Here is a 25,211-nt window from a genome sequence, read left to right on the forward strand (position 1 = left end):
GCTGCTTTTTCTACTCCCCTCCCGCAGGCGGGAGGGGTTGGGGGTGGGCCTGGGCAAGCGTTGCCTGGATATGCAACACCACGCCGTCGAGGTTCGTCATCACATCGTCATGGGAGATGCGCAAGATTTTGAAGCCGAACGAGCGGCAATAGTGATCACGCCGTTCGTCATGACGGATGGTCTGATCATGACTGGCCCCATCAATTTCTATGATGAGGCGCAATTCTCGGCAGAGAAAGTCAGCAAAATAGGGGCCGACCGGCATTTGGCGGCTGAACTTGTATCCTAGCTTTTTGCCTTTCAGGCATTGCCACAGCAATTGCTCGGCAATGGTCGCGCTATTGCGTAGCGCTTTGGCGCGGGTGGTGTCGCGTTGTTTGAAAGGTCGCGCTGGCCCACCCCCTGGCCCCCTCCCGCTTGCGGGAGGGGGAAGATGGGTTTCATCCGTCACGCCGCGGCCGTCAGGTGCAGGAAGACGTCCTCCAGGTCCGGGTCGCGCGTCACCACGTCCACGATCGACAGGCCGCTGGCCTGCACCGCGCTTAGCACCTGGCCGGCATTGGCGCGGTCCTTGCTGTAGGTGATGGTGAGCGTGCGTTCGCCGGTCAATTCGACCTTTTCAAAGCAGGGCGCGTCCGGCGCGGCCGTGACGTCGCGATCGACCGTCACCTGCACCACCTTTTCCTGCGCCATGGCGATCAGCTCGCGGGTCGGCTTGTCGGTGATGACCTTGCCATGGTTGATGATGCCGATGCGATCGCACAGTTCCTCGGCTTCCTCCAGATAATGGGTGGTGAGCACGATGGTGACGCCCATGGCATTGAGTTCGCGCACATAGTCCCATAGCTGCTGACGCAATTGCACGTCGACGCCGGCGGTGGGTTCGTCGAGCACCAAAATGGGCGGGGAATGGACCATCGCCTTGGCCACCAGCAGGCGGCGCTTCATGCCCCCCGACAGGGTGCGGGCATAGGCATTGGCCTTGTCATCCAGATGCACCGCGCGCAACAATTCCATCGACCGGCGCTTGTCCTTGGGTACGCCGTAGAAGCCCGCCTGATTTTCCAGCGTTTCCAGCGGCGTGAAAAAGGGGTCGAAGACGATCTCCTGCGGCACGATGCCGATCGAATTCTTGGCATTGCGGGGATTGACGTCGATGTCGAAGCCCCAGATGCGCACGTCGCCCGCGCTCTTGTTCACCATGCCGGCCAGGATGTTGATAGTGGTCGACTTGCCCGCGCCATTGGGACCAAGCAGTCCGTAAATCTGGCCGCGCGGAATGGTGAGGTCGATGCCGTCGAGCGCACGCTTGCCGCCCTTGTAAACCTTGGTGAGGTTACGGATTTCGATGGCGGCTTGCGCGGGCTGATCGGTCATGGCTGATCTCTATGGGGATCGAAGCGGGGGAAGGGAAGGGGCTGAAACGACGCGACAGTTGAAAGTTCACAGTGTCGTGCGTCGCCATTTCCGGGCGATTTTGGCACAGACGCGCCTGGGATGCCCCGGTGAAGCGACACCGACGCGACACGGAAGTCACGCCGAAGCGAAAGCCAGGCGTCAGCGAAGCGATAACGAGGCGACATTTATCGGCCGATCGGTCCTCGGTGCGGACGGATCGGCGCGAGCGGATCGGCCCGGCGGGCAGCGTGGAGCGCCAGCGCGCTGGCCCAGCTGCGGTCGAAGCCGGTGCCGGCCAGCCGATCGCGCAGCCGGTGCGCGCTGGAACGGGACATGCCGACCATCTGCGCGGCATGGCTGACATTGCCGGTTTCGAGCAGCGCGGCGAGGAAACGGCGCTGACGATCGGGCGTCCATTGGCGGCGGCCGCGCCGGGGTGCGGGGATGGGCGGATTGGGGAGGGGCTGGTCCATCCGTCAGGCTAGATCATGAAAGACGCGTGTAGGACAGAGGGGAGGATGGTCCGCATTCCATCCGACATGGGCCTTTGCCGACGTTAGAACTGGTCGGCGATGTCCATGAGGCCGAGCAGCTTCTTCGGCGCGACCTGACGCCAGCTGGCGCGAAGCCGATCGCCGATATGGTCCCAGTCGTTGGCGCCCCGGTCCAGCCGGATGCCGACCCAGTCATCGCCAAAATAGGCCGGCCGGTAATAGCGGTCCGGGTCGGCTTCGATCAGGGTCGCCTGTTCGTCCGGCGCGGTGGTCTTGACCAGCAGCGCCACGACGCCGTCGCCATGATGGTCGCGGGTGAACCAGGCGAATTTCTTGCCCTTCTCGATCCCGAAACACGGCATGCCGTGGGAGATGACCTCGTCCGCCTGGGGCAGGGCAAGGGCAATTTCCCGGACGCGATTGAGCATCCATTCGGGCTGCTGTTCGCGCGTGACAAACGCCGCCAGCGTGCGCGAATAGAGCTGATGTTCGGCGATCAGGATGCGGGCGGCAAGGCTGTCGGCGCTGTCGCCGGGCAGGATGGCCACGGGGGTTTGCGCCAGCACTGGTCCATCGTCCAGTTCGGCCGTGACGATATGCACCGAACACCCGGCATGGCTGTCCCCGGCATCGATCGCCCGCTGGTGTGTGTCGAGGCCCTTATATTTGGGGAGCAGGCTGGGATGGATGTTGAGCATCCGGCCTTCCCATGCCCGCACGAATTCGGGGGACAGCAGTCGCATATAGCCGGCCAGCGCCACATAGTCCGCACCCGCAGCGCGCAATTGCGCGTCGATGATCGAATCAAATTCGGCGCGTTTCAGCCCCTTGTGACTCTGGCCAAAGGTGGCGATGCCTTCCGCCGCCGCCAGCACCAGACCCGGTGCCGCCGGATCATTGGCGGCGACCAGCACGATCTCATAAGGACAGCTGTGCGCCTTTGCGGCGTAAAGCAATGCAGCCATATTCGATCCCCGCCCGGAAATCAGAACAGCGACCCTGGCTTTAGCCATCATTGTAACTCCGTTCGCCCTGAGCCTGCCAAAGGGCGTTACTGCTTCTAAAAGAAAGAGCAGGGCTTCGACAGGCTCAGCCCGAACGGAACAAATTTGCCCGGTTCAACCCAGATGGGTGGCCGACCAAGCGGCTTTGGCGCTCCAGCTTTCGGCGCTGCCCCGGACGGTGCACCCCTTGTCCCCGGTCACGACGGCGCCGATGGCGAACACGGTTTCGCCCGCATCCTCCAACGCCTTTGTGACGGCGGTGACATGCGCTTCATCGACGGCGAGCACCATGCCGATGCCGCAGTTGAAGGTGCGCGCCATTTCTTCGGGTTCGATATGCCCCTGCGCCTGCAGGAAGGCCATCAGCCGGGGCTGGTCCCAGGCGTCAGCTTCAATCACGGCGTGGGCGCCGTCGGGCAGGACGCGCGGGACATTTTCCAGCAGCCCGCCCCCGGTGATATGCGCCAGCGCGTTGACGAGGCCCGCTCGCACCAGCGGTAGCAGGCTCTTCACATAGATACGCGTGGGCGCCATCAGCGCGTCGATCAGCAGCACGTCCTGGTCGAACAGAGCCGGGCGGTCGAGCTTCCACCCCTTGTCGGCGGCGAGGCGGCGGACCAGCGAATAGCCGTTGGAGTGCACGCCCGACGAGGCGAGGCCCAGCAGCACGTCGCCGGCCTTGACCCGGTTGCCGGTCAATGCCTTGGATCGTTCCACCGCGCCTACGCAAAAACCCGCCAGGTCATAGTCGCCATCGGCATACATGCCCGGCATTTCGGCAGTTTCGCCGCCAATGAGCGCGCAGCCTGCCTGACGACATCCTTCGGCGATGCCGGCGATGACGCGTTCGGCGACGCCGCTTTCCAGCCGGCCGGTCGCGTAATAATCGAGGAAGAAGAGCGGCTCTGCGCCTTGCACGATGAGGTCATTGGCGCACATGGCGACCAGGTCGATGCCCACGCCATCATGGCGGCCATGGTCGATCGCGAGCTTGAGCTTGGTGCCGACGCCATCATTGGCAGCGACCAGCAGTGGATCGTCATAGCCAGCCGCTTTCAGGTCGAAGAAGCCGCCAAAGCCGCCCAGTTCCGCGTCCGCACCCGGCCGGCGCGTCGCCTTGGCAAGGGGGGCGATGGCGCGGACCAGGGCATTGCCAGCGGCGATGTCGACGCCAGCCTTGGCGTAGCTGTAGGATTCGTTGTCGCTCATGATCAGCGCCCCTAGAACAAAGAGGCGCAAAACGGAAGCTTGGCATCCCGGGCATTACACGCCAAAAGGGCGCGCGTGAGCCCGAGCCCGTCCCTCTCCCGTCCCCTTTTCCGGCCCGTGGCGCTCTTGCGCCTCCTGTCCCGGCCCATTCAGATCGCGGTCGCCATCGCCCTAGGCCTGCTGGCCGCCGCTTTGTTTGCCCAGATGGAGGGGGAACGCGGCGTCCCGCCGATCGCCAGCGGCGGTGATTTCGAGGTGACGGGCGTCAAGGTGGACGTGGAAGCCAAGGACGCCGACAGCGCGCGTTATGCCGGCTGGCGCATGGCGCAGCGGCAGGCCTGGCGCATGTTGTGGAGCCGCACCCATGGCGGGGCGGGCGCGCCGGCGCTGTCCGATTCGCAGCTGGAAGGCATGATTTCGGGGATCGAGATCGAGCAGGAGCAGATCGGCCCGACGCGCTATGTCGCGACGCTGGGCGTCATGTTCGATCGCGCGCGCACCGGGCAGTTGCTCGGCGTGTCGGGCAATGTCCGCCGGTCGCCGCCGCTGCTCGTCATTCCAGTGATGTGGGATGGCGGGTCCGCCGTGTCCTACGAGCGGACCAATGAATGGCAGAAGGCCTGGGCGCGCTATCGGACGGGTGAAAGCGCCATCGATTATGTGCGTGTCGCCGGATCGATCGCCGACCCGATCCTGCTCAATGCCGGCCAGACCGGGCGGCGCGGCCGCCTGTGGTGGCGGGTGCTGCTGGACCAATATGGCGCGGCCGATGTCGTCATTCCGATCGTGCGGCTGGAGCGTGCCTATCCCGGCGGCCCGATCACCGCGACCTTCACCGCGCGCTATGGTCCCGACAACAGCCTGATCGGCAGCTTTGCGCTGCGTGCGTCCAACGCCAGCGGCCTGGCGCAGATGCTGGACGAGGGCGCAAAGCGGATCGATGCGCTGTATACCGGTGCGCTGAACGACGGCCGCCTGCGTCCAGACCCGTCGCTCATCATCGAGGAGCCGGTCGATCCCGCGACGCTGGAAATCGACAATGCAATAGAAGCGCCGATCGAGGCGGTCGACGTGCCGGTGCCGGGCGCCAGCACGACGGGCAGTTTCACGATCCAATATGACACGCCCGACGTCAGCTCCGTTGGCGCGGGCGAATCGGCGGTCCGGTCTATTCCGGGCGTACGCTCGGCATCGACCAGCAGCCTGGCGCTGGGCGGCACATCGGTGATGCAGGTCGGGTTCGACGGCAGCATCGACATGCTGCGAACCGGGCTTCAGGCGCGCGGATATCAGGTCGCCGTAGCCGGGACGACGCTGCGCATCACGCGGCGACAGGCGCCGCCGCCCGCCCAATGAGCCAGATCAGCCTTCCGTTCGAAGGCCATGGGGGGAAGGGCGACGACGATTTTCTGGTGAGCGAGGCCAATCAGGTCGCCGTCGCCTATCTGGAGCGCTGGCGCGAATGGCCGCTGTCCATCGCCGTGCTGGTCGGGCCGGCCCGATCGGGACGCTCGATGCTGGCGCGTCAGTTCGCCCGCATGAGTGGCGGGGATGTCATCGACGATGCGCAGGAGGCGGGCCGCCCGCTGGACGATCATCGGTTGTTTCACGCCTGGAACGCCGCGCAGACCGACCATCGCCCGCTCTTGCTGGTGGGGCAGGCGCCGCCGGCCAGCTGGCCCGCCACCTTGCCCGACCTGCGATCCCGGCTGGCCGCCGTTCCCCATGTCGCGATCGATGCGCCCGACGAGATGCTGACGCGCGCGCTCATCCAGCGCAGTTTCGATACCGCTGGCGCGGCCTATTCCCCCGATGTGCCAGACTGGCTGGCGCGGCGGATCGAGCGGTCCTATGCCGCCATCGACGCGACCACACGCCTGCTGGATCGCGCCGCCTTGTCATCTGGACGCAAGATTTCGGTCGCAATGGCGAAAGAGGCCCTGCAATCCGCGGGTATCCTGCCTATAGTCCCGTCCGATCCTTCCTCAGCGCAACGCGAGTAGTCCGTGGCCGAAGCCGATCCCATTGCCAATCTGTCGCTGCCCAGTGACCGCTATTTCAATCGCGAGCTGTCCTGGCTGGCGTTCAACCAGCGCGTGCTGGAAGAGGCGATGAACCGCGCCCATCCGCTGCTGGAGAGGTTGCGCTTCCTGTCGATTTCGGGCGCGAACCTGGACGAGTTTTTCTCTGTCCGCGTCGCGGGCCTCAAAGGGCAGCAGTTGCAGAATGTCGACATGCGCTCCGCCGACGGGCTGACGCCGGCGCAGCAATTGTCCGCCATCACCGAGACGACCGGCACGCTGATGCGCGCACAGCAGAAAGTGTGGGGCGCGCTGCATGGCGAACTGACGCAGGTGGGGGTGGAGGTCATCGGGCCATCGGCGGAGATGGACAATGTCTGCGCCGCCTGGCTGCGCGAGCATTTCCTGACGCAGATATTCCCGATCCTGACGCCCCAGGCGCTCGACCCGGCGCATCCCTTTCCCTTCATTCCCAATCAGGGGCTGTCGATCGTTTTCGATCTGGAGCGCCTGTCCGACAAGCAGCCGATCCGCGAACTGGTGATGATCCCTTCGTCGCTCGCGCGGTTCGTGCGCGTGCCGGGGGAACCGGCGCGCTACATGGCGCTGGAGGCCGTGATCCGGCGCTTTTCAGCAGACCTTTTCCCCGGCTATCGCGTCCGCAACAGCGGCGTGTTCCGCATCATCCGCGACAGCGATATCGAGATCGAGGAGGAAGCCGAGGACCTGGTCCGCTATTTCCGCAGCGCCATCAAGCGCCGCCGGCGTGGGCGCGTCATCCGCATGGAGATTGAGGAGCGCATTCCCGAGCCGGTCGAGGAAATGTTGCAGGACATGCTCCAGGGGCATGAGGCGATCATCGAGGAAGTGGAGGGCTTTGTCGGCATCGGCGACCTGTCCGGCATCGTTGACGAAGACCGGCCCGACCTCAAATTCGAACCCTATGCGCCGCGCTTTCCCGAGCGCATCCGGGAATATGGCGGCGACTGTTTCGCGGCGATCCGGGCCAAGGACATCGTCGTCCATCACCCCTATGAAGCCTTCGACGTCGTCATATCTTTCCTGAAACAGGCGGCGTCTGATCCCGATGTGGTTGCGATCAAGCAGACGCTCTATCGCGCGGGCAAGCAGTCGGCGATCATCCGGGCGTTGATCGACGCGGCCGAAGCGGGCAAGTCCGTGACCGCCGTGGTCGAGCTGAAGGCGCGATTCGACGAGGAACAGAATCTGATGTGGGCGGACGCGCTGGAGCGCGCGGGCGTTCAGGTCGTCTATGGCTTCATCGACTGGAAAACCCATGCCAAGGTGTCGATGGTCGTGCGGCGCGAAGGGGAGCAGTTCCGCACCTACTGCCATTTCGGCACGGGCAATTATCACCCGATCACCGCGCGCATCTATACCGACCTCAGCTTCTTTACCGCTGATCCCGATTATGGCCGCGATGCCGCCGCGCTGTTCAACTATATCACCGGCTATGTCGAACCGCAGGGGCTGGAGAAACTGGTGATGAGCCCGCGCGACCTGCGCAATCGCCTGTGCGAACTGATCGAGGCGGAAATCGACCATGTGCGCGCCGGGCGACCCGGCACCATCTGGGCCAAGATGAACAGCCTGGTCGACCCGGCCATCATCGAAAAACTCTATGCCGCCAGCAATGCCGGCGTGCGAATCGAACTGATCGTGCGCGGCATCTGCTGCCTGCGGCCGGGGGTGCCGGGCATGTCGGAAAATATCCGGGTGAAATCGGTCGTCGGCCGGTTCCTTGAACATAGCCGGATCACCGTGTTCGGCAATGGCAAGGCGCTGCCCAACAATGGCGCGAAGGTCTATATCAGCTCGGCCGACTGGATGCCGCGCAATTTCGATCGCCGCGTGGAGTTCCTCGCTCCGGTGGAAAGCGGCACCGTGCACGACCAGATCGTCGATCAGGTGATGGTCGCCAACCTCATCGATACGGAACAGAGCTGGGAGCTGGATGCCGAAGGCCATTATAGCCGTGTCGAAATGGGCGAAAAACCGTTCAACCTGCATCGCTATTTCATGACCAATCCGTCGCTTTCGGGGCGTGGCGCGGCGCTGGACAGCGACGCCGTCCCGACCTTGCGTTTGCGCAGCGGGGGTTGAGCGACGCCATGAATTCGATGCTGAGCCGTGTCCGGGCCGTAGCCGAACAGATGGTGACTTCGCCCGAACCCGCCCATGCGCGCACGGCGATCATCGACATCGGATCGAACAGCGTGCGCCTGGTCATCTATGACGGGCCGCGCCGCATCCCCTTCATCCTGTTCAATGAAAAGGTGATGGCGGGGCTGGGCGCCTCGCTGGCCCGCACCGGGGCGATCGAACCCGAAGCGATGGAGCGGGGCCTGCGCGCCATCGGCCGCTTTGCGCATCTGTGCCGGTCGATGAAGGTCGCGGAAATACGCTGCGTCGCCACGGCGGCGGTGCGCGATGCGACCAACGGTCCCGACTTCATCGCCCGCGCCAAGGCCATGGGGTTGACGGTCGAATTGCTGACCGGCGCGCAGGAGGCGATCGGCGCGGCCATGGGCGTCTTGTCGGGCATTCCGGGCGCGGACGGCATTGTCGGCGATCTGGGTGGCGGCAGCCTGGAACTGGCGCGGGTGCGGGGCGGAGCGGTGGAACAAACCATATCGCTGCCGCTGGGCGTGCTGCGCCTGCCGCAGATCCGCGCCAAGGGGCCGCGCGCATTGGAGCGTTCGGTCGCCAAGATGCTGGACAAGGCCGGATGGACGCCGGAGCCGGGCCTGCCCTTCTACATGGTCGGCGGGTCGTGGCGGGCGCTGGCGCGCTTCGACATGCAGCTCACGCATTTTCCGCTGCCGGTCGTCCATCAATATGAAATGACCGCGGCGCGCGCGGAGCAGTTGACGCGTATCGTCAGTCATGTCGACAAGGCGCGGCTGAAACAGATACCGGCCATGACGGGATCGCGCGTGCCGACGCTGCCCGATGCCGCCGCCTTGTTGTCGGTGGTGGTGCGCCAGCTCAAATCGAGCCGACTGGTGGTGTCCGCCTATGGCCTGCGCGAAGGATTGCTGTACGAAGCGCTGCCGCCCGAAATCCGGGGGCATGATCCCCTGTTGGTCGCGGCCGAGGCGGAGGGGGAGGCGCAGGCGCGCTTTCGCGGCCATGGGGACAGAATCGACCGCTGGATCGCCCCGTTGTTCACCGATGACGATGCCTCGGCGCGCCGCATTCGCCGGGCCGCCTGCCTGCTCGCCGATGTCAGCTGGCGCGCCAATCCAGATTTTCGGGCCGAGCGCGGCGTCGAAATCGCGCTGCACAGCAATTGGGTCGGCATCGACGCGGCGGAACGGGCGATGCTGGGACAAGCGCTTTGCAGCCATTTTGGCGGCGGCGTCGCGCCGCTGCCCGCGCTGGAGCGAATCGCCAGGCCTGAGCGGTTGCAGCGCGCCATCCTGTGGGGCCTGGCCATCCGACTGGCCCAGCGCATGTCGGGCGGGGTGGAGGCCCCCCTGGCGGTATCGCGGCTGGAGCGGCACGGCGACCGCATCGACCTGTATCTGCGCGCAGAGGACGCCGATCTCTACGGCGAGGCAGTGGAACGTCGCCTGCGCCATCTGGCCCAGGCCATGACGCTCAAATATCGGATGATGAACAGCTGACGGGCGCGGGGGCGCCACTGCCCGTCAAAGGTCGATAGCGCTTATTCGCTCTCGCCCGTGGTCGGCGTGGCGGGGCCGCCGGCCGTGGCGGCACCGGCGGGTGCCGCGCCTTCGACGCTCTCGGCAGCATTGGTCGCGTTGCCAGCCGCTTCGGCCGGCGTGGCGCTGGCTTCGGCCGGCTCAGCATCTGCCGCGGGAAGGGGGAGGTTGGACCCCTGCGTATTCAGCCAGGCGATCAGGTTGGCGCGGTCGGCGGGGTTGCCAAGGCCGGCAAAGGTCATCTTGGTGCCCGGCGCGAATTCACGCGGGCTTGTGAGCCAGGCGTCCATATTTTCGAACGTCCACTGGCCGCCCTTGCTCTTGAGCGCGTCGGAGAAGGCAAAGCCTGCCTTGCCCACGGCGATCGCTTCGCCGACCGTCCCCCACAGGTTGGGACCGATGCCATTGGCTCCGCCCTGATTCACGGTGTGGCACGCGGCGCATTTGGCAAAGACCTTCTCGCCCGCCGCGACGTCGGCGCTCGCGAGCAGGGTGTTGAGGCTGGGGCCGCTGTCGCCGCCTTCGCCCTCGGCCTCCACGCCTTCAATCGCGTAGCCCATCTTTTCGGGGCGTTCGGTATCGAAATATTTGGAACTGACGATCGCGCCACCCAGGGCGATAATGCCCGCAAACAAAGCCCAGCCCGCCACGGTATTGAAACGATCGCCCATCTCGCTCGACTTCCCTTGCTCTTGTCTGGCGGCTGTCAGTCGCGCCCCCTCTTGTGCGCTGCCATAATGGGGCTGGCGCGATGGTGCAAGCCGGGTTGATAGACGAATGCGCAGGGCGCTTGCGCCGGCCGGGGGGAAATCCTAAGCGCGCAGGCGCAAATGGAAAATTATCCTGCCCCCGCCCGCGCGATCGTCGCGGACCTGGCCGCCAAGGCCGCAGCCGATCCGGCGCGCGCCGTCGCCTATCAGGGCGCACCGGGCGCCAATTCGCATCTGGCGGCGCTGGGCTATGCGCCCGATTGCGTGCCATTGCCCTGCTTCGCGTTTGAAGATGCGATCGACGCCGTGCGCAAGGGCGAGGCCGACCGCGCCATCATCCCGATCGAAAACAGCCTGCACGGGCGCGTGGCGGACATGCATTTCCTGCTGCCCGAATCGGGCCTCCACGTCATCGACGAATATTTCCTGCGCATCCGTCATTGCCTGATGGCGCCCGATGCGACGCCGGTGACGAGCGCGGTCAGCCATGTTCAGGCGCTGGGCCAATGCCGCCACTATCTGCGCGAACGCGGCATTCAGCCGGTCGCCTATGCCGATACCGCTGGGGCGGCGGCATTGGTCGCCGAACGCAAGACGCCGGGGGAGGGGGCGATCGCGCCCTATCTGGCGGCCGAACTCTATGGGTTGCGGCTGATCGCGGAGAATATCGAGGATAGCGACGATAATATGACTCGCTTTCTGGTGCTGGCGCGCGAGGCGAAAATGCCGGTCGCGGGCATCGGTCCGGTCATGACCACCTTCCTGTTCGAAGTGAAGAATGTGCCCGCCGCGCTGTACAAGGCGATGGGCGGCTTTGCGACCAACGGCGTCAACATGACCAAGCTGGAAAGCTATCAGCGCGGCGCCAGCTTCGCCGCCACGGAATTTTTCTGCGACATCGAAGGCATGCCGGGCGATGCGGCGGTCGACCGGGCGCTGGCAGAGCTGGAATTCCACACCAAATGGGTGCGGCAACTGGGCAGTTATCGTCAGGCGCGCCCGCGCACCTGAGGCGCGACGCTTCAGTCGGCGGCTGGGCAGGCGTCGAGGAAAAGCCCGGCGCGCTCCACTCTTTCGCCCGCCTTGCTTCAAGGCTATAGGCCGCCCATGGTCGCAGCTATCCTTCTGTCCGCCCTGGCGATGAGCGTCATCGTCGGTGTGCGTTACCTGGTGGCAAGCGGCGGCTTTGCGCTGGCGACCCGTATTCGCCAGCCCGGCCTTTACCGGGGGCTGGAGCGGCAGATGGGCCGGGAAGTGCGCTGGTCGCTCCTGTCGGCCTTCATCTATGGCGTGCCGGCGGGGATCGTCGCCTGGGGCTGGCAGGCGCGGGGCTGGACGCGGATATACAGCGATATCAACGACTATCCGCTCTGGTATCTGCCGCTGTCGGTGCTGCTCTACCTGCTGGCGCATGATTGCTGGTTCTATTGGACCCATCGCTGGATGCACCAGCCACGCCTGTTCCGCATCGCCCACGCCGTCCATCATGCCAGCCGCCCGCCGACAGCCTGGGCGGCAATGAGCTTTCATCCCTGGGAAGCGCTTACCGGGGCGATTGTCATTCCAGGCCTCGTGTTCCTGATCCCCATCCACGTCGGTGCGCTGGCCGTCGTCCTGACCGTCATGACCATCATGGGGGTCAGCAATCATATGGGGTGGGAGATGTTTCCGCGCTGGATGGTGCGCGGTCCGATGGGCGCCTGGCTGATCACGGCGAGCCATCATCAGCGCCACCATGAATATTATGCTTGCAATTACGGGCTATATTTTCGTTTCTGGGACCGTCTGTGCGGCACCGACAAGGGGCTGGGTGAATTTGTGAAGGCGCGCGCGTGAAGGCGGTCGGTCTCAGTATGGTAGCATATCTGGTCATGGGCGCGGCGCCCGTTACCCTGCCGCAGCCGCTCAGCATGGCGCTGGAGGGGCTGCGGTCGGCCAGGGGGCAGATATTGATCTGCGTGACGCGCGACCCGGATCATTTTCCCGATTGCACGGATGATCCCGACAAGCGGCATTTCGCCATCCCGGCGTCCAGCGACACGGTGACGCTGGGGCAGTTGACGCCGGGCAGTTATGCCATCGCCATCATTCACGACGAAAATCGCAATGGCCGGCTGGATACCTTTGCCGGCATTCCGCGCGAAGGCGTCGGCTTTTCGCGCAACCCCGTGCTGCGTTTCGGCGCGCCCAGTTTCCGCTCCGCCAGTTTCACGATCAGCGGCGCGCCGGTCGAACAGGATATCCAGCTCAAATATTTCCTGTGACGGTAATCGGGAACCTGTAACCCCTCCGGGCTCTGTTGCAAAAATCGTGAAGCTTGAGCATGCTTGGCGGAGATTGGACGGACGGAACGATGACGGATTTCAAGTGGCGCCATTTCCAGGGTGATGTGATCCTGTGGGCGGTGCGCTGGTATTGTCGCTATCCGATCAGCTATCGCGACCTTGAGGAAATGCTGGCGGAACGCGGCATTTCGGTCGACCATACGACGATCTATCGCTGGGTCCAGTGCTACGCCCCGGAGATGGAGAAGCGGCTGCGCTGGTTCTGGCGGCGTGGCTTTGATCCGAGCTGGCGCCTGGATGAAACCTACGTCAAGGTGCGGGGCAAGTGGACCTACCTGTACCGGGCAGTCGACAAGCGGGGCGACACGATCGATTTCTACCTGTCGCCGACCCGCAGCGCCAAGGCAGCGAAGCGGTTCCTGGGCAAGGCCCTGCGAGGCCTGAAGCACTGGGAAAAGCCTGCCACGCTCAATACCGACAAAGCGCCGAGCTATGGTGCAGCGATCACCGAATTGAAGCGCGAAGGAAAGCTGGACCGGGAGACGGCCCACCGGCAGGTGAAGTATCTCAATAACGTGATCGAGGCCGATCACGGAAAGCTCAAGATACTGATCAAGCCGGTGCGCGGTTTCAAATCGATCCCCACGGCCTATGCCACGATCAAGGGATTCGAAGTCATGCGAGCCCTGCGCAAAGGACAGGCTCGCCCCTGGTGCCTGCAGCCCGGCATCAGGGGCGAGGTGCGCCTTGTGGAGAGAGCTTTTGGCATTGGGCCCTCGGCGCTGACGGAGGCCATGGGCATGCTCAACCACCATTTCGCAGCAGCCGCCTGATCGGCGCAGAGCGACAGCCTACCTCTGACTGCCGCCAATCTTTGCAACAGAGCCTTATTTTATATCAGTCGATAAAAAATGGCTTGTGTCAAGCGTTTTGCCTGAATGCAGGTCGCATCAGGCATAGTCGTGACTGAAATTGCCGGACTCTTCATGCGCTTTTCAGGTGTCACTGCTTCGCGCGGCGCGCGATTTGCGCATGGTGGCAAGAAAGGGAAAGAGAGCAATCACCATCACACAGGCACCTGCATAGCCGCAGGCCAGCCGGTGCGCGATGGACCCCGCGCTGCTGCCTTCCAACAGTCCGTTGGTCACCGCTCCGGCCGTTGAGGTCAGTAGACAACCGAACAGGCTAAAGGGGACGATGTCCGCGCCTCGACGCCATTTTGCGGCCAGCCACTTCAATCTCTGCTCCCCCCGGCATTTCCATCCAGCAGCTCAAGGCCGGTCATGTCGCACAAAGCGTGCAGGCTCAAACCTTCGACGATGTCGCTTGCGGTCATGCCGTAGGGTGTGCGGGTGAAGGTGGCCAAGTCCGTGTAGACGCGACCGACACAGGCCAAGCCCGTGAGCGGATAAGTGCATGCCTTGACTAGTTTGCTCTGCCCCGACCGGGTCAGCAGATCCATCATCACCCACGTTTGCCTAGCGCCCGTAGCAAGGTCCATGGCGCCCCCCACGGCAGGGATGTCCTCCGGATTGCCGGTGTGCCAGTTCGCAAGGTCGCCGAATTGGCTGACCTGAAATGCGCCCAGCACGCAAATGTCGAGATGGCCGCCGCGCATCATGGCAAAGCTGTCTGCGTGGTGGAAGTAAGAGCCTCCAGCTAGAAGTGTGACTGGTTGCTTGCCAGCGTTTATGAGGTCGTAGTCTTCCTCGCCCGATTCTGGGGCTGGTCCCATGCCCAGTATGCCGTTCTCGCTGTGCAGCACGATACCAGCGCCCTCCGGCAGGTAGTTGGCAATCAGCGTGGGCATGCCGATGCCCAGGTTCACATAGGAATTGTCCGGAATGTCGCGGGCGATTAGGGACGCCAGTTCAGCCTTGTCACGGCTTCGGTAGTTCATTGCCTCATGCCCCCTTGAATCCGCCGGCGCCGGTGGCCGCGCGCGGCACCTGCACCAGTGACTTGACGAAGATGCCAGGCGTGACCACGGTCTCCGGGTCCATGTCACCAGCCGCCAGCACCTCATGGACCGAGGCGACGGTGCGCCGGGCCGCCGTCGCCATGATGGGACCGAAGTTCCTGGCGGCTTTCCGGTAGGTGAGGTTGCCCCAGGCGTCGCCGCGTTCGGCCTTGATGAGCGCCAGGTCCGCGTGGATGGGCAACTCCAGCACGTACATCCTTCCCGCGATCTCGCGCGTCTCTTTGCCCTGCGCGAGCTTCGTGCCGTAGCCCACCGGCGTGAAGAAGCCGCCTATGCCGGCGCCTGCGGCGCGTATGCGTTCGACTAGATTGCCTTGCGGCACCAGCTCCAGCTCGATGCGGCGCTGCCGGTACAGCGCATCGAAGATTTGGCTGTCGGCTTGCCGCGGGAAGCTGCAGATTATCTTGCGCACGCGGCCGGCCTTGAGCAGCGCGGCCAAGCCGCTGTCACCATTGCCAGCGTTGTTATTGACAACCACTAATTCCCTAGCACCGGTGGCGATCAGTCCTCCTATCAGTTCATTGGGGATGCCGGCGGTGCCGAAACCGCCGACCATCACGACCGATGCGTCGGCTACGGGGCCGATCGCCTCGGCCACCGTACTTGCGATCTTGCCGGCCATCAAGTACCTTGGTGCCGATTCAGAAAGGCGACGGCGCGCGTAAACGCCGATTCCGCGGCGCGCGGCGAGTAGCCGAAGGAGCGAACCGAGTTGAAAAAGCCGTGCCCGGCTCCCGCATACAGATGCAGCTCGTTGGTCTCGCTGCTCGAGAGCGCGCTTGTAAGGACATCGAGCACTGGAGGCGGTATGTGCGCGTCGTCGTCGCCAACGTGGACCTGCGTGGGACACTTTAGCGTAATCAGTTGTTCTTGGTAGTCGTTAACACGCACCGGATAAAAGGACACGCTCGCGAGGATGCCGCCTTGGGCCGCCAACAGTAACGCGTATTTGCCTCCTAGGCAAAAACCTAATACGCTAATTTCTCCGTTGCAGCGTGGATCAGCCGCCAGTGCATTGATGGCAGCGCGGCTGTCCGCCAGCGCCACAGAGTCGTCCATCTTTTGCCAGATGGCGATCGCGCGTTCGCGGTCCGCTTCCGTGTAGCCCAGCTCAACGCGCGACTCTACTTGGCTGAATAGGTCGGGTGCCAGCACCGCGAACCCTGCCTGCGAGAACTGGTCTGCCGCCAGGCGCATCGCGCCGTTGATGCCGAAAATCTCAGGCAGCAGCACGATGCCGGGCCGGGCCTGACCAGGCTGCGCAGTGATGTAGCCATCCATGGGGCCGTGCGAGGTGTCGATGGAATAATTGAAATTAGTCATGTCTTGCGGGTGTAGAAATTGATCTTGTCGTGGTCGGGCTGTACGCCCAGGCCGATGCCGCCCGGTACCACAACCTCAAAGTCGCGGTATCGTGTGGGCTCAGTGGCCAGGTCATCGGCCAGCAGGAGCGGGCCGATGAGTTCGCAGTCCCAGTCTAGCGCCGGCAGCGCGCTGAACAGTTGCAGGGCGGCGGCCGTGCCTAGGGAACTTTCCAGCGCCATACCGCCATAGATGGGAATGCCGGCGGCCTCGGCCACCGCAGCAGCCTTGTAGGCGCGACGAATGCCGCCGCCCTTGCCGATCTTCACTCCGTACAGTCCGGTGGCGCCCGACTTGAAGGAGGCGTATGCATCGTGGAAATCCCACAAACCTTCATCGGCCACCACCGCCATCCGTAGGCGCAACGACAGCGCCGCCATGCCGTCACGGTTCCAGTGAGGCAGCGGCTGCTCGACCATGGCGATGCCTGCGTCTTCGAACTGCGGCAGGTAGCGCGCGCATGTCGCTATATCCCAAGCTTGGTTCAGGTCGACCGTCACAACCGCGTGCGCAGCGATATCATGGATCGCCCGCGCAGTACGCATGACTCTACGAGATTCAGTCTCAGGACCTTCGAACCCCATCTTGATCTTGAACGTCTTATGGCGGCGCTCCTGCAGCATGCGGGCCGCATCGTCGATGTCTGCGGCCGCGTCGCCCGAGACCAATGCCCACAGCACGGGCATGGAACCGCGCACCTGGCCGCCGTAAAGCGCGCTGACGGGAATCCCCAGCAGGCGCCCCACGGCGTCGTGCACGGCCACGTCTACGGCCGCCTTGGCGAAGTGGTTGCCGGCCGCCGCCCGGTCCATGGTCTTGAGCACCTGCTCATGGGCGAACACGTTTACACCCCGCAGCGCCGGCGCCAAGTAGCGGTCGATCACACACTTGATTGTTTCGCAGGATTCGCCGCCCCAGAAGGCGGTGCCTGCGGGCGTGCCACCTTCTCCGTGTGCGACTGCGCCGCCCGAAGTGCGCAGCGTCAGGAACACTAGCGACTGCTGAGCATGCGAGGCATTGGAGTGATTGTGGGTCTTTTTCAGCGGGACATCGACGATGCGTGTTTCGATGGCCTCAATAGTTTCGTTCTGCGGCACGCGAGAATTCATCACAGGTAGGTAGAGTGGTCTGGGCGCAGGCCTGACCATGCATTGGTCAGCAACCTGCGGATGAGGCCTGCGTCTAGAGGGCGAGGGTTGGCATAGGGCTTGGACATGACCAGATCGGTAACCTTGTCGATGTCTGATTCCCGCATGCCGATGTCGCGCAGCGCAACCGGCACATCACAGCTGCTGGCGATATCGTGGATGCGTCCAGCAATGCCACCGCCGCCCATGGCGCGCTTGATGACATCCACAGCATCGCGCACACTGGGCGCGTTGTAGGCGATTGCGTGCGGCAGCACGATGGTGTGCGTCTCGGCGTGTGGCAGGTTAAGCGCGCCGCCGAGCGTGTGACACAGTTTGTGATGCAAGCCCATGGAGGTGGACGCAAGGCACATGGCGCTCATCCAGGAGCCGTACAGTGCCTGACCGCGCACTTCAGGATCGGCCGCGCCTGTGCGCAGCGCCGGCAGGCTGCGATATAGAGCGGCGATACCGGCTTCAGCCATCTGGGCGACCACCGGGTTGGTGTCGCTGGCATAAAGCGCCTCCACGGCATGTGCCATGGCATTAATGCCGCTGGCGACCGACATGGCCAGTGGCAGCGAGTAAGTCAGTTCGACGTCGTAGATGACGGTTTCGGGCAGGACCCTGGGGCTGCGCTGCGTCGTTTTTATGCCGCTTTCGGTCTGCCCGAGTATGGGCGTCATCTCCGAGCCTGCGTAGGTGGTGGGAATTACCAGTTGGGGCAGGTCAGTATGCAGCGCGATGGCCTTGGACAGGCCGATGGCCGAACCGCCCCCAATTGCGACGATTCCGTCCACGCCCAGCCTAGCAACCTCCGTCAGCGCTTCCTGCGTGAGCTCGGTGGGCGTGTGCATGGCCGCGCGCGTGAAAGCGCCGGCGCAAGCGCCGCCCAGCTGCTCGCGCAGGAGTTGCGCGTGGGCGGCCTGGGGCGCGCTGGCAACAACCATCGCTCGGCGGCAACCCAGCTTGTCCAGCTCGCTGCCCAATTCCGAGATAGTCCCGCGGCCAAAGCGCACGCGCGACGGGAGGCTTTGGTAGGTGAAGTTCAGCATGGTTGCAGCTTTCAGGCCACCGAGCTCGCGTAGAGCGGGCTGTCGTCCGTCGGGATGTTGAACTGACCGTCGAACACAGCCTTGATCCAGGGCTGAATGGTGACAAAGGCACGCAGTCCCGCCTTGGTGAAGGGGTCGTTGTCTACGAAGGCACGAGCTTCCTCCATGCTGGCGACTGAGATCACATAGCTGCCGCCCTTGACAGCCTTGCCGTCGTCGGTAAATGTCGCGCCGGCAGCCAGCACTTGGGAGGAGCGCGCCTCCATGTATTTGCGGTGCTCAGACACCACGGCCTGGCGCCTGGCGGCGGTGCCAGGCAGATCTTGGAAAAAAATCGCTACGTACATTAGACAGTCTCCTTCTTCTTGCGTGTCTTGCTGAGGGTGGATGTTTCTGCGGGCACATTGCCCGCCGTCGTGGATTCGGGGATCGACTCGGCCAGCACCTTGAGCAGGGCGCGCAGCGCGCCCATTTCGACTTCTCCCATGCTCTGGGCCCATTCGGCCTCGATCGCCAAGCCGATCTCTATCGCGCGCGACTGCATCTGCATGCCGCGGGCGGACAGGCGCACTAGTGTAGTGTTGCATTCTGTTTGGAACTTAATCGGCTATTGGCGCGGATGACCTTTTGCAGGATGTCGCGAGCGTTCTTGGTCCAGATGAACGGCTTGGGGTTGGTGTTGTGATGCGCGATGTACTCATCGATGGCCGAGACGAGTTCGGGCACGCTGGTGAACACCCCGCGGCGTAGCCGGTTCTCGGAGATGTCGCGAAAGAAGCGCTCGACCATGTTCAGCCACGATGCCGAGGTTGGCGTGAAGTGCATGTTGAATCTGGGGTGCTTGGCCCGCCGGTCCGTCGCGCTCTGCGCGGCTTCCAGGTAGCCGGCTCCCAGCAGCGAATCGACCAAGAAGCCCATGCTTTGCTTGGCCATGCCAGCGCGCCGGGCCAGATCAGACACGGAGGCGCCGGCCAGCGGCAGGTGCCTGAACACAGCGCCATGCGCTTCACGAACGTCGGGATAGCTGACGGCCAGCGCCGTGTAGACGCGCGCTGCCAGTGCTTCGAACGGCGTGCGTAGCAAAGTGCCAAGCGTGCCGGCCAAGGCGCCCATGGTGGCATCTGGTTTGGCGGGCTTCCAGGGCGAATAGGTTTCGGTGGACTTTTTCATAATTTTCCGTGAATCAATATGGACATATTATCTGCCTAAAAGAAGTGATGTCAAGTTCATTTGACCTGCCCCCTTTTGCCGTGCCATTCATAACGAGGAAGTCCGGGGTTGCAAGATTAGTTGATCTCGATCTCGGTGGTCGTTGAGTTGGCTCGAGCTGCATCGCCAGCGCGCTGGCGATGCAGCTCGGCGAACTTCGCCGGTGGCATTCGCCCACAGCTGCTGTGCGGCCTGACCTCGTTGTAGTCCTGCCTCCAGACGGCAATGGCCGACCGGGCCTGCTGCAGCGTCTTGAACCACTGTTCGTTCAGGCATTCGTCCCTGAACTTGCCGTTGAAGCTCTCGATGTAGCCGTTCTGCATGGGCCGTCCCGGCTCGATCAGGATGTGGCGAATGCCGTGGGTCTGCGCCCAGCCCATGAAGGCCCGGCTGGTGAACTCCGGGCCGTTGTCGGTGCGCACGGCCAGCGGGTAGCCCCTGAAGACGGCGGCCCGGTCGAGCAGCCGCGTGACGTACTGGCCCGAGATGCCCCAGTCCACCGTGATGCTCACGCACTCGTGGCTGAAGTCATCAGCGACCGTCAAGCACTTGATGCGCCGTCCCGTGCTCAGGCTGTCGCTGACGAAGTCCATGCTCCACACCTCATTGACCGTCGTGGCCAGTTGCAGCGGCACGCGTTCGTTGGCGGGGCGTTTGACCTTCTTGCGCTTGCGCACCGCCAGATTGGCGGCGCTGTACAGGCGGTAGACGCGCTTGTGGTTCACACCCGGGAAGTGCGGGCGCAGCATGTCATGGATGCGCCGATAGCCGAAGCGTCGGCGTGCATGTGCGATCTCGACGATCTTGCTGCTGAGCTCTTTCGTCATGGCATCGGCCTCAGGTGGATGGCGGTAGCTGTCGCGGGAGAGCCCCACAAGCCCGCAGGCGCGCCGCTCGCTCAGATCGCATCGCTCGATCATGGTGGCAACGGCCGCACGCTTGGCCTGTGGGGCTAGCGCTTTACCCCGAAGGCGGTGTTCAGTGCGTGGATGTCCAAGTGCGCCTCGGCCAACAGCTTCTTGAGCTTGTTGTTCTCCGCCTCCAGCTCACGCAGCCGCCGGGCGTCGGGCACGTCCATGCCGCCGTACTTGGCGCGCCATTTGTAGAAGGTCGCGTCGCTGAAGCCGCCTTTGCGGCACAGATCCTTGATCGGCAAACCGGCCTCGGCCTGTTTGATGAAACCGATGATCTGCTCCTCGGTAAATCTGCTCTTTCTCATGTCCGTCATTCTCCAAGTTGACGGACTTCGCTGCCACTACGTTGGTACGGCTGGAAGGGGGCAGGTCACATTATTCGGGTTATTACTGACGAAATACCAATTCACAAAGACAAAAAGACTGTCTAATATAGCCAGACATTCTGTCTAAAACTATGATCAAACTGCACACATGGACAACGCCCAACGGGCGAAAGGTATCGATCGCGCTGGAAGAGCTGGGGCTGGAGTACGAAGTCGTGCCGGTGGACCTGTCAAAGGACGAGCAGCTTTCACCCGCATTCCTGCAGCTCAATCCCAACAACAAGATTCCCGTGATCGAGGACAGTCAGGGCCCCGGCGGGCGGCCGCTGGTGCTGTTCGAGTCGGGCGCGATCCTGATCTACTTGGCGGAGAAGACTGGCAAGCTGCTCCCTGCCAGTGCCCAGGATCGCTACCTGGCACTGCAGTGGCTTATGTTCCAGATGGGTGGGGTCGGTCCCATGTTCGGCCAGACCCATCACTTCCGCCGCTTTGCATCGGGTGAAGCTTATCCTCTCAAGCGCTTCTCGAATGAGACGCATCGCCTCTACCGAGTGCTAGAGGGGCAGCTGCGGACCCACCGCTACCTGGCGGGCAGCGAATACGGCATTGCCGACATCGCCATCTATCCCTGGGTGGACCGCTTCGAACTGCACGACATCTCATGGGACAGTCTGCCCAGCGTTAAGCGCTGGTTCGACGAGGTGGGCGCACGGCCTGCCGTGCAGCGCGGCATGAGCATTCCCCACACCAGGAGGCCCGCATGAAAGTTCTCGGCCGGTTGAGTTCGCACAATGTGCAGAAGGTGATGTGGTGCGCAGCGGAACTCGGCATTGCCGTGGAGCGCACCGACGTAGGCGGCAAGTTTGGAGGCAACAAGGAAGACGCTTATCTGCGGCTCAATCCCAACGGCGTAGTGCCGACCCTGCTGGATGATGGCGTGGTTGTCTGGGAATCCAACACCATCCTGAGATATCTGTGCAATACGCATCCCACGAGCCTGTATCCCGCCGGTGCCGCGCAGAGATCTGAGGTCGAGCGCTGGATGGACTGGCAGCTGACAACCCTGGTGGCCGGCATGGTCCCGCTGTTCCAGTCGATCGTGCGCACACCTAAGGAGCAGCACCAGTCAGAGCTGATTGCGCGCCACCGGACCACGTCTGCGACCGCGATGCGGATCATTGAATCGGCTCTCGCGCAAAGGCAGTACCTGGCAGGCGATGAATTCACGCTGGCAGACATCTGCATTGGGCCTTCGGTGTACCGCTGGTTCGAGCTGCCTATCGAACGTGAGGACCTTCCTGCGCTCGCTCGCTGGTACGAGGCCGCCAGGGCCAGGCCGGCTTTCCGCGAACAAGTCATGGTGGGCCTCTCGTGAACTTGCGCCCAACTCACGTTCAACACTTCTGATCCCATCACATGAAAACTAATCGAATCCACCTGCTGCTGATCACCGCGTTCCTAGCCTCGGCGCAACTCGCAGCCGCGCAAACCTATCCGGACAAGCCGGTGCGCATCATCGTGCCCTTCGCCACGGGAACCGCCGGCGACACGATCTCGCGCCTGCTGGCCGACAGCATGTCCGGAAGCCTCAAGCAGCCTTTCATCGTGGAAAACCGCCCTGGCGCGGGCGGCAACGTCGGCAGTCAAGCAGCCGCGCGCAGCCCGGCCGACGGCTACACGATCCTAATGGCCGCAACACCCAACTTCGCGATCAACCAGACGCTATACAGCAAGGCGGCCGTGGGCTTCGATGCCGATGCAGACTTCAGGCCGCTGGGTTTGGCTATGTCCGCGCCCAATCTGATCGTGGCCAACAATGCGGTGCCATTCAAAGATTTCGCAGGCATGCTGGCCTACGCGCGAAAGAATCCTGGCCACCTGTCCTTCGGCTCCTACGCAGCCGGCAGCACCGGGCACCTAGCTGGCGCGATGATCAACGCGCAGGCGGGCATCGACCTGCTGCACATCGCCGCCAAGGATCCGCTGACTATGGTTGCCGGCGAACATATCCAGCTGGCGCTGGTCACCCCGACCGCCACGCTACCGCTGGTGCGCGCGGGACGTCTCAAGGCCCTAGCCGTGACCTCGACCAGGCGCCTGTCCAGCGCGCAGGACATCCCCACTGTCAGCGAGTCCGGCTTGACCGGCTTCGAGGCGACTGCTTGGTACGGCTATGTGGTGCCCAAGCGCACGCCCGATGCCATCGCACGCGTGCTGGAGACAGAGCTTGAGCGCGCGATCAATTCGCCCAGGGCCAAAGAGTTCGCCAGAACTTCGGGCAACGAGATCACATGGATGAACGCCGCCACCTTCGGCGCCTACGTCAAGCAGGAGCGTGCGAAGTGGGGCGACGCTGTACGCCGCTCAGGCGCGCAGCCCGACTAGGCTCCCATGCACACCCTTTACTACAGCCCGGGCGCCTGCTCGCTTGCATCGCACATCGCGCTGGCGGAATCGGGGCTGGCATACCGATTAACGGAAATCAACACCAAAAACGGTGACAACCGAACGCCCGACTACCTGCGCATCAATCGCTGGGGCAAGGTGCCCGCACTCCTGCTGGCCACGGGTGAAGTGATTACCGAGGGGCCCGCGATTCTGACGCACATCGCCGACTCCGCGCGTGGACGCGCACTGCTGCCGGAGCCGGGTACGGTGGCGCGCGCCAGGGCCATGGAATGGCTGGCCTTTTTGTCCAGCACTGTGCATCCGGCCTTTCGCAACATGTTCCGTGCTGAGCGCGTTGCCGGCGATTCGCCACAGGCTATAGATAGTGTGCGGGAGCATGGCATCGCCGCGCTCGGCGCAGCGCTGGAGGAGGCCGACCACCGTATCGGTGCATCGGACTTTTTGATCGGCGATGACTTCACCGTCTGTGACGGTTACCTCACTGTGTTCTACCTGTGGAGCCTGCGTGTGCCGCTGAAAGAACGGTTGCCTGCCGTCCCCAAATACGCTGCGGTCGCCCAGCAGGTTCTGTTGCGTCCTGCGGTCCAGGGCGTGTTGGCACTGGAGCGCATCAAGCCGTGACGAAGGATGTCTATGACTTTGACCTGTTCGTCATCGGAGCGGGCTCTGGCGGTGTCCGGGCCGCGCGCATGGCGGCGCAGCGCGGCGTGCGCGTGTGCGTGGCTGAAGCCGCTGCGCTAGGCGGCACATGCGTTAATGTCGGCTGCATCCCGAAGAAGCTTTATAGCTACGCTGCGCACTACGCCGATGCGTTCGAGGAGGCGCGTGGCTTTGGCTGGGTTACCGGCGCGCCGGTGCTGGACTGGGAGCGCCTGAAGGCTCGGCGCGCAGCTGAAGTCCTGCGTCTCAACGGCGTCTACCAGGGCCTGTTGGAAGGCGCGGGCGTGACGATCGTGCAGGGCTGGGCATCGCTGCTGGACGAGCACGCGGTCCAGGTGCAGACGCAGGGCGGTCGCCGCACCTTCACTGCACATCACATTCTTCTCGCCACGGGCGGCACACCCAGCGTGCCCGATATTCCCGGCAGCGAATACGCCGTCAGCTCCGACGCTATGTTTGATCTCGCGCGGTTCCCAAAACGCTTGGTGGTGGTGGGTGGCGGCTATATCGCCTGCGAGTTCGCTTCGATTTTCAACGGCTTGGGTGCGCGGGTGACGCAGCTGTGCCGCGGACCGCAGTTGCTGCGCGGCTTCGACGATGAGATCAGGGAGTTCATCGCGCAAGAAATGAGCAAGGCCGGCATAAATGTCCGGCGGGACACCCAGCTTAGCTCGATTTCCAGCACGACCGACGGGCTGGAGCTCACGCTTGCCGATGGAGGTAGGCTGCGGGCCGACACCGTGCTGTTCGCTACAGGCCGCGTGCCTAACGTCACCGGCTTGGGCCTGGAGGCACTTGGGGTCGCCCGGGGTAGGGACGGCGCGATCCTAGTCGATGAGGGCTACCGCAGCAGCCTTCACTCGGTGTACGCCCTGGGCGACGTAACCGCGCGGGTGCAACTTACACCCGTGGCGCTGGGCGAAGCGATGGTGCTGGTGGACCGGCTCTTCGGACCGGCACAACGCTTCATGAGCTACGACTATATTCCCACCGCTGTGTTTACGCATCCGAATATCGGAACTGTGGGGTTTGGCGAGGCGCAGGCGCGCGAGAAATTTGGCAGGGTCACGGTGTACCGCAACTCTTTTAAACCGCTCAAACACACCCTATCGGACAGCACCGAGCGCGCCATGGTCAAGCTGGTGGTCGATACGGCTAGCGACCGGGTCGTGGGCCTGCACATGGTGGGACCAGATGCGGGCGAGATCGTGCAGGGATTCGCGGTGGCAATGAAGGCCGGAGCTACGAAAGCCACTTTCGATAGTACTGTGGGTATCCATCCGACATTGGCGGAGGAGTTCGTGACATTGCGGCAGCCAGTCGCATGACCTGCATGTATTTTGTGGATATATTTTTTC

The 25,211-nt window shown here is 63.6% G+C and carries 28 protein-coding genes and 2 pseudogenes; 13 read left to right on the forward strand and 17 right to left on the reverse strand.

Annotated elements, in window-relative coordinates:
* Positions 1–10 precede the first annotated feature (10 nt).
* From RLDS_RS55255 to purM, 5 genes are all read right to left on the reverse strand, one after another.
* Positions 11–451, reverse strand: a complete 441-nt coding sequence (locus RLDS_RS55255) for an endonuclease domain-containing protein (RefSeq protein WP_084514763.1) — start codon at positions 449–451, stop codon at positions 11–13.
* Positions 448–1,377 (reverse strand): ABC transporter ATP-binding protein, encoded by a 930-nt coding sequence (locus tag RLDS_RS39505; RefSeq protein ID WP_021225941.1) that lies wholly within the window; start codon positions 1,375–1,377, stop codon positions 448–450. The genes RLDS_RS55255 and RLDS_RS39505 overlap by 4 nt, the downstream gene beginning before the upstream one ends.
* 206 nt (positions 1,378–1,583) lie before the next feature.
* Positions 1,584–1,871 carry a terminase small subunit gene (locus RLDS_RS39510; RefSeq protein WP_021225942.1) on the reverse strand — a complete coding sequence of 96 codons (288 nt, stop codon included), beginning with the start codon at positions 1,869–1,871 and terminating at the stop codon, positions 1,584–1,586.
* A gap of 83 nt (positions 1,872–1,954) precedes the next feature.
* Complete coding sequence (gene purN, locus RLDS_RS39515; protein WP_031298063.1) at positions 1,955–2,905, reverse strand: phosphoribosylglycinamide formyltransferase; 951 nt, start codon at positions 2,903–2,905, stop codon at positions 1,955–1,957.
* Positions 2,906–3,010: 105 nt separating this feature from the next.
* Positions 3,011–4,105, reverse strand: coding sequence for a phosphoribosylformylglycinamidine cyclo-ligase (gene purM, locus RLDS_RS39520; protein ID WP_021225944.1), 1,095 nt, complete (start codon positions 4,103–4,105; stop codon positions 3,011–3,013).
* A gap of 75 nt (positions 4,106–4,180) precedes the next feature.
* On the opposite strand from purM, the gene RLDS_RS39525 reads away from it, so the two are divergent.
* From RLDS_RS39525 to RLDS_RS39540, 4 genes are read left to right on the forward strand one after another with little or no spacing between them, the layout of a single operon-like run.
* The gene (locus RLDS_RS39525; protein ID WP_031298065.1) at positions 4,181–5,461 is read left to right on the forward strand and encodes a hypothetical protein; all 1,281 of its coding nucleotides are present in this window, start codon (positions 4,181–4,183) and stop codon (positions 5,459–5,461) included.
* The gene (locus tag RLDS_RS39530; protein WP_021225946.1) at positions 5,458–6,108 is read left to right on the forward strand and encodes a P-loop NTPase family protein; all 651 of its coding nucleotides are present in this window, start codon (positions 5,458–5,460) and stop codon (positions 6,106–6,108) included. Before RLDS_RS39525 ends, RLDS_RS39530 begins: the two co-directional genes overlap by 4 nt.
* A 3-nt stretch (positions 6,109–6,111) precedes the next feature.
* Positions 6,112–8,250, forward strand: a complete 2,139-nt coding sequence (locus tag RLDS_RS39535; protein ID WP_021225947.1) for an RNA degradosome polyphosphate kinase — start codon at positions 6,112–6,114, stop codon at positions 8,248–8,250.
* A gap of 8 nt (positions 8,251–8,258) precedes the next feature.
* The gene (locus RLDS_RS39540; protein ID WP_021225948.1) at positions 8,259–9,776 is read left to right on the forward strand and encodes a Ppx/GppA phosphatase family protein; all 1,518 of its coding nucleotides are present in this window, start codon (positions 8,259–8,261) and stop codon (positions 9,774–9,776) included.
* Positions 9,777–9,817: 41 nt separating this feature from the next.
* Here RLDS_RS39540 and RLDS_RS39545 read toward each other — a convergent pair whose 3' ends face one another.
* Positions 9,818–10,486, reverse strand: coding sequence for a c-type cytochrome (locus tag RLDS_RS39545; protein WP_021225949.1), 669 nt, complete (start codon positions 10,484–10,486; stop codon positions 9,818–9,820).
* A 159-nt stretch (positions 10,487–10,645) separates the two neighbouring features.
* Here RLDS_RS39545 and RLDS_RS39550 point away from each other — a divergent pair, with 159 nt between their 5' ends.
* The 4 genes from RLDS_RS39550 (at position 10,646) to RLDS_RS39565 (ending at position 13,643) form a co-directional block, all read left to right on the forward strand.
* Positions 10,646–11,536, forward strand: coding sequence for a prephenate dehydratase (locus tag RLDS_RS39550; RefSeq protein ID WP_021225950.1), 891 nt, complete (start codon positions 10,646–10,648; stop codon positions 11,534–11,536).
* Positions 11,537–11,632: 96 nt separating this feature from the next.
* Positions 11,633–12,361, forward strand: a complete 729-nt coding sequence (locus tag RLDS_RS39555) for a sterol desaturase family protein (protein WP_021225951.1) — start codon at positions 11,633–11,635, stop codon at positions 12,359–12,361.
* Positions 12,362–12,378: 17 nt separating this feature from the next.
* The gene (locus RLDS_RS39560) at positions 12,379–12,789 is read left to right on the forward strand and encodes a DUF2141 domain-containing protein (RefSeq protein ID WP_031298067.1); all 411 of its coding nucleotides are present in this window, start codon (positions 12,379–12,381) and stop codon (positions 12,787–12,789) included.
* A gap of 89 nt (positions 12,790–12,878) precedes the next feature.
* Positions 12,879–13,643 carry an IS6-like element IS6100 family transposase gene (locus tag RLDS_RS39565; protein WP_001389365.1) on the forward strand — a complete coding sequence of 255 codons (765 nt, stop codon included), beginning with the start codon at positions 12,879–12,881 and terminating at the stop codon, positions 13,641–13,643.
* A gap of 162 nt (positions 13,644–13,805) precedes the next feature.
* Here RLDS_RS39565 and RLDS_RS39570 read toward each other — a convergent pair whose 3' ends face one another.
* The 11 genes and pseudogenes from RLDS_RS39570 to RLDS_RS39615 form a co-directional block, all read right to left on the reverse strand.
* Positions 13,806–14,048, reverse strand: a complete 243-nt coding sequence (locus RLDS_RS39570) for a hypothetical protein (protein ID WP_021225953.1) — start codon at positions 14,046–14,048, stop codon at positions 13,806–13,808.
* Positions 14,045–14,710 carry a 3-oxoacid CoA-transferase subunit B gene (locus tag RLDS_RS39575; RefSeq protein WP_020820182.1) on the reverse strand — a complete coding sequence of 222 codons (666 nt, stop codon included), beginning with the start codon at positions 14,708–14,710 and terminating at the stop codon, positions 14,045–14,047. The genes RLDS_RS39570 and RLDS_RS39575 overlap by 4 nt, the downstream gene beginning before the upstream one ends.
* Positions 14,711–14,714: 4 nt before the next feature.
* Positions 14,715–15,413 (reverse strand): 3-oxoacid CoA-transferase subunit A, encoded by a 699-nt coding sequence (locus RLDS_RS39580; protein ID WP_020820183.1) that lies wholly within the window; start codon positions 15,411–15,413, stop codon positions 14,715–14,717.
* Positions 15,413–16,114 (reverse strand): dienelactone hydrolase family protein, encoded by a 702-nt coding sequence (locus RLDS_RS39585; protein ID WP_020820184.1) that lies wholly within the window; start codon positions 16,112–16,114, stop codon positions 15,413–15,415. The genes RLDS_RS39580 and RLDS_RS39585 overlap by 1 nt, the downstream gene beginning before the upstream one ends.
* Positions 16,111–17,250, reverse strand: a complete 1,140-nt coding sequence (locus RLDS_RS39590) for a muconate/chloromuconate family cycloisomerase (RefSeq protein WP_157838174.1) — start codon at positions 17,248–17,250, stop codon at positions 16,111–16,113. The genes RLDS_RS39585 and RLDS_RS39590 overlap by 4 nt, the downstream gene beginning before the upstream one ends.
* Before the next feature lie 11 nt (positions 17,251–17,261).
* On the reverse strand, positions 17,262–18,335 hold the full coding sequence (locus RLDS_RS39595; RefSeq protein WP_020820186.1) for a maleylacetate reductase: 1,074 nt from the start codon (positions 18,333–18,335) through the stop codon (positions 17,262–17,264).
* A gap of 11 nt (positions 18,336–18,346) precedes the next feature.
* Entirely contained in the window at positions 18,347–18,682 is a 336-nt protein-coding gene (locus RLDS_RS39600) for a YciI family protein (RefSeq protein WP_020820187.1), read from the reverse strand.
* On the reverse strand, positions 18,682–18,906 hold the full coding sequence (locus RLDS_RS39605; RefSeq protein WP_021225954.1) for a hypothetical protein: 225 nt from the start codon (positions 18,904–18,906) through the stop codon (positions 18,682–18,684). The genes RLDS_RS39600 and RLDS_RS39605 overlap by 1 nt, the downstream gene beginning before the upstream one ends.
* A pseudogene (locus tag RLDS_RS56945) lies at positions 18,906–19,181 on the reverse strand (IS630 family transposase); the annotation flags it as partial. The pseudogene RLDS_RS56945 and the gene RLDS_RS39605, both read right to left, overlap by 1 nt.
* 9 nt (positions 19,182–19,190) lie before the next feature.
* A pseudogene (locus RLDS_RS57275) lies at positions 19,191–19,505 on the reverse strand (MarR family transcriptional regulator); the annotation flags it as partial.
* 116 nt (positions 19,506–19,621) lie between these two features.
* A protein-coding gene (locus RLDS_RS39615; protein ID WP_152528043.1) for an IS3 family transposase occupies positions 19,622–20,763 on the reverse strand; the annotation gives its coding sequence in 2 pieces (ribosomal slippage) (positions 19,622–20,502 and positions 20,502–20,763; 1,143 coding nt in all).
* A gap of 152 nt (positions 20,764–20,915) precedes the next feature.
* Between RLDS_RS39615 and RLDS_RS39625 the strand changes: the two genes are divergently transcribed.
* From RLDS_RS39625 to gorA, 5 genes are read left to right on the forward strand one after another with little or no spacing between them, the layout of a single operon-like run.
* Entirely contained in the window at positions 20,916–21,548 is a 633-nt protein-coding gene (locus RLDS_RS39625; protein ID WP_020820189.1) for a glutathione S-transferase family protein, read from the forward strand.
* On the forward strand, positions 21,545–22,159 hold the full coding sequence (locus tag RLDS_RS39630) for a glutathione S-transferase family protein (protein WP_020820190.1): 615 nt from the start codon (positions 21,545–21,547) through the stop codon (positions 22,157–22,159). Before RLDS_RS39625 ends, RLDS_RS39630 begins: the two co-directional genes overlap by 4 nt.
* A 41-nt stretch (positions 22,160–22,200) precedes the next feature.
* Positions 22,201–23,169 (forward strand): Bug family tripartite tricarboxylate transporter substrate binding protein, encoded by a 969-nt coding sequence (locus RLDS_RS39635; RefSeq protein ID WP_020820191.1) that lies wholly within the window; start codon positions 22,201–22,203, stop codon positions 23,167–23,169.
* 6 nt (positions 23,170–23,175) lie between these two features.
* On the forward strand, positions 23,176–23,814 hold the full coding sequence (locus RLDS_RS39640) for a glutathione S-transferase N-terminal domain-containing protein (RefSeq protein WP_020820192.1): 639 nt from the start codon (positions 23,176–23,178) through the stop codon (positions 23,812–23,814).
* A complete protein-coding gene (gene gorA / locus RLDS_RS39645; RefSeq protein ID WP_021225958.1) occupies positions 23,811–25,181 on the forward strand; it encodes a glutathione-disulfide reductase in 1,371 nt (456 codons plus the stop codon). The genes RLDS_RS39640 and gorA overlap by 4 nt, the downstream gene beginning before the upstream one ends.
* The last annotated feature ends 30 nt before the right edge of the window (positions 25,182–25,211 follow it).

This window comes from Sphingobium lactosutens DS20, from assembly GCF_000445105.1.
Classification (GTDB): Bacteria; Pseudomonadota; Alphaproteobacteria; order Sphingomonadales; family Sphingomonadaceae; genus Sphingobium; species Sphingobium lactosutens.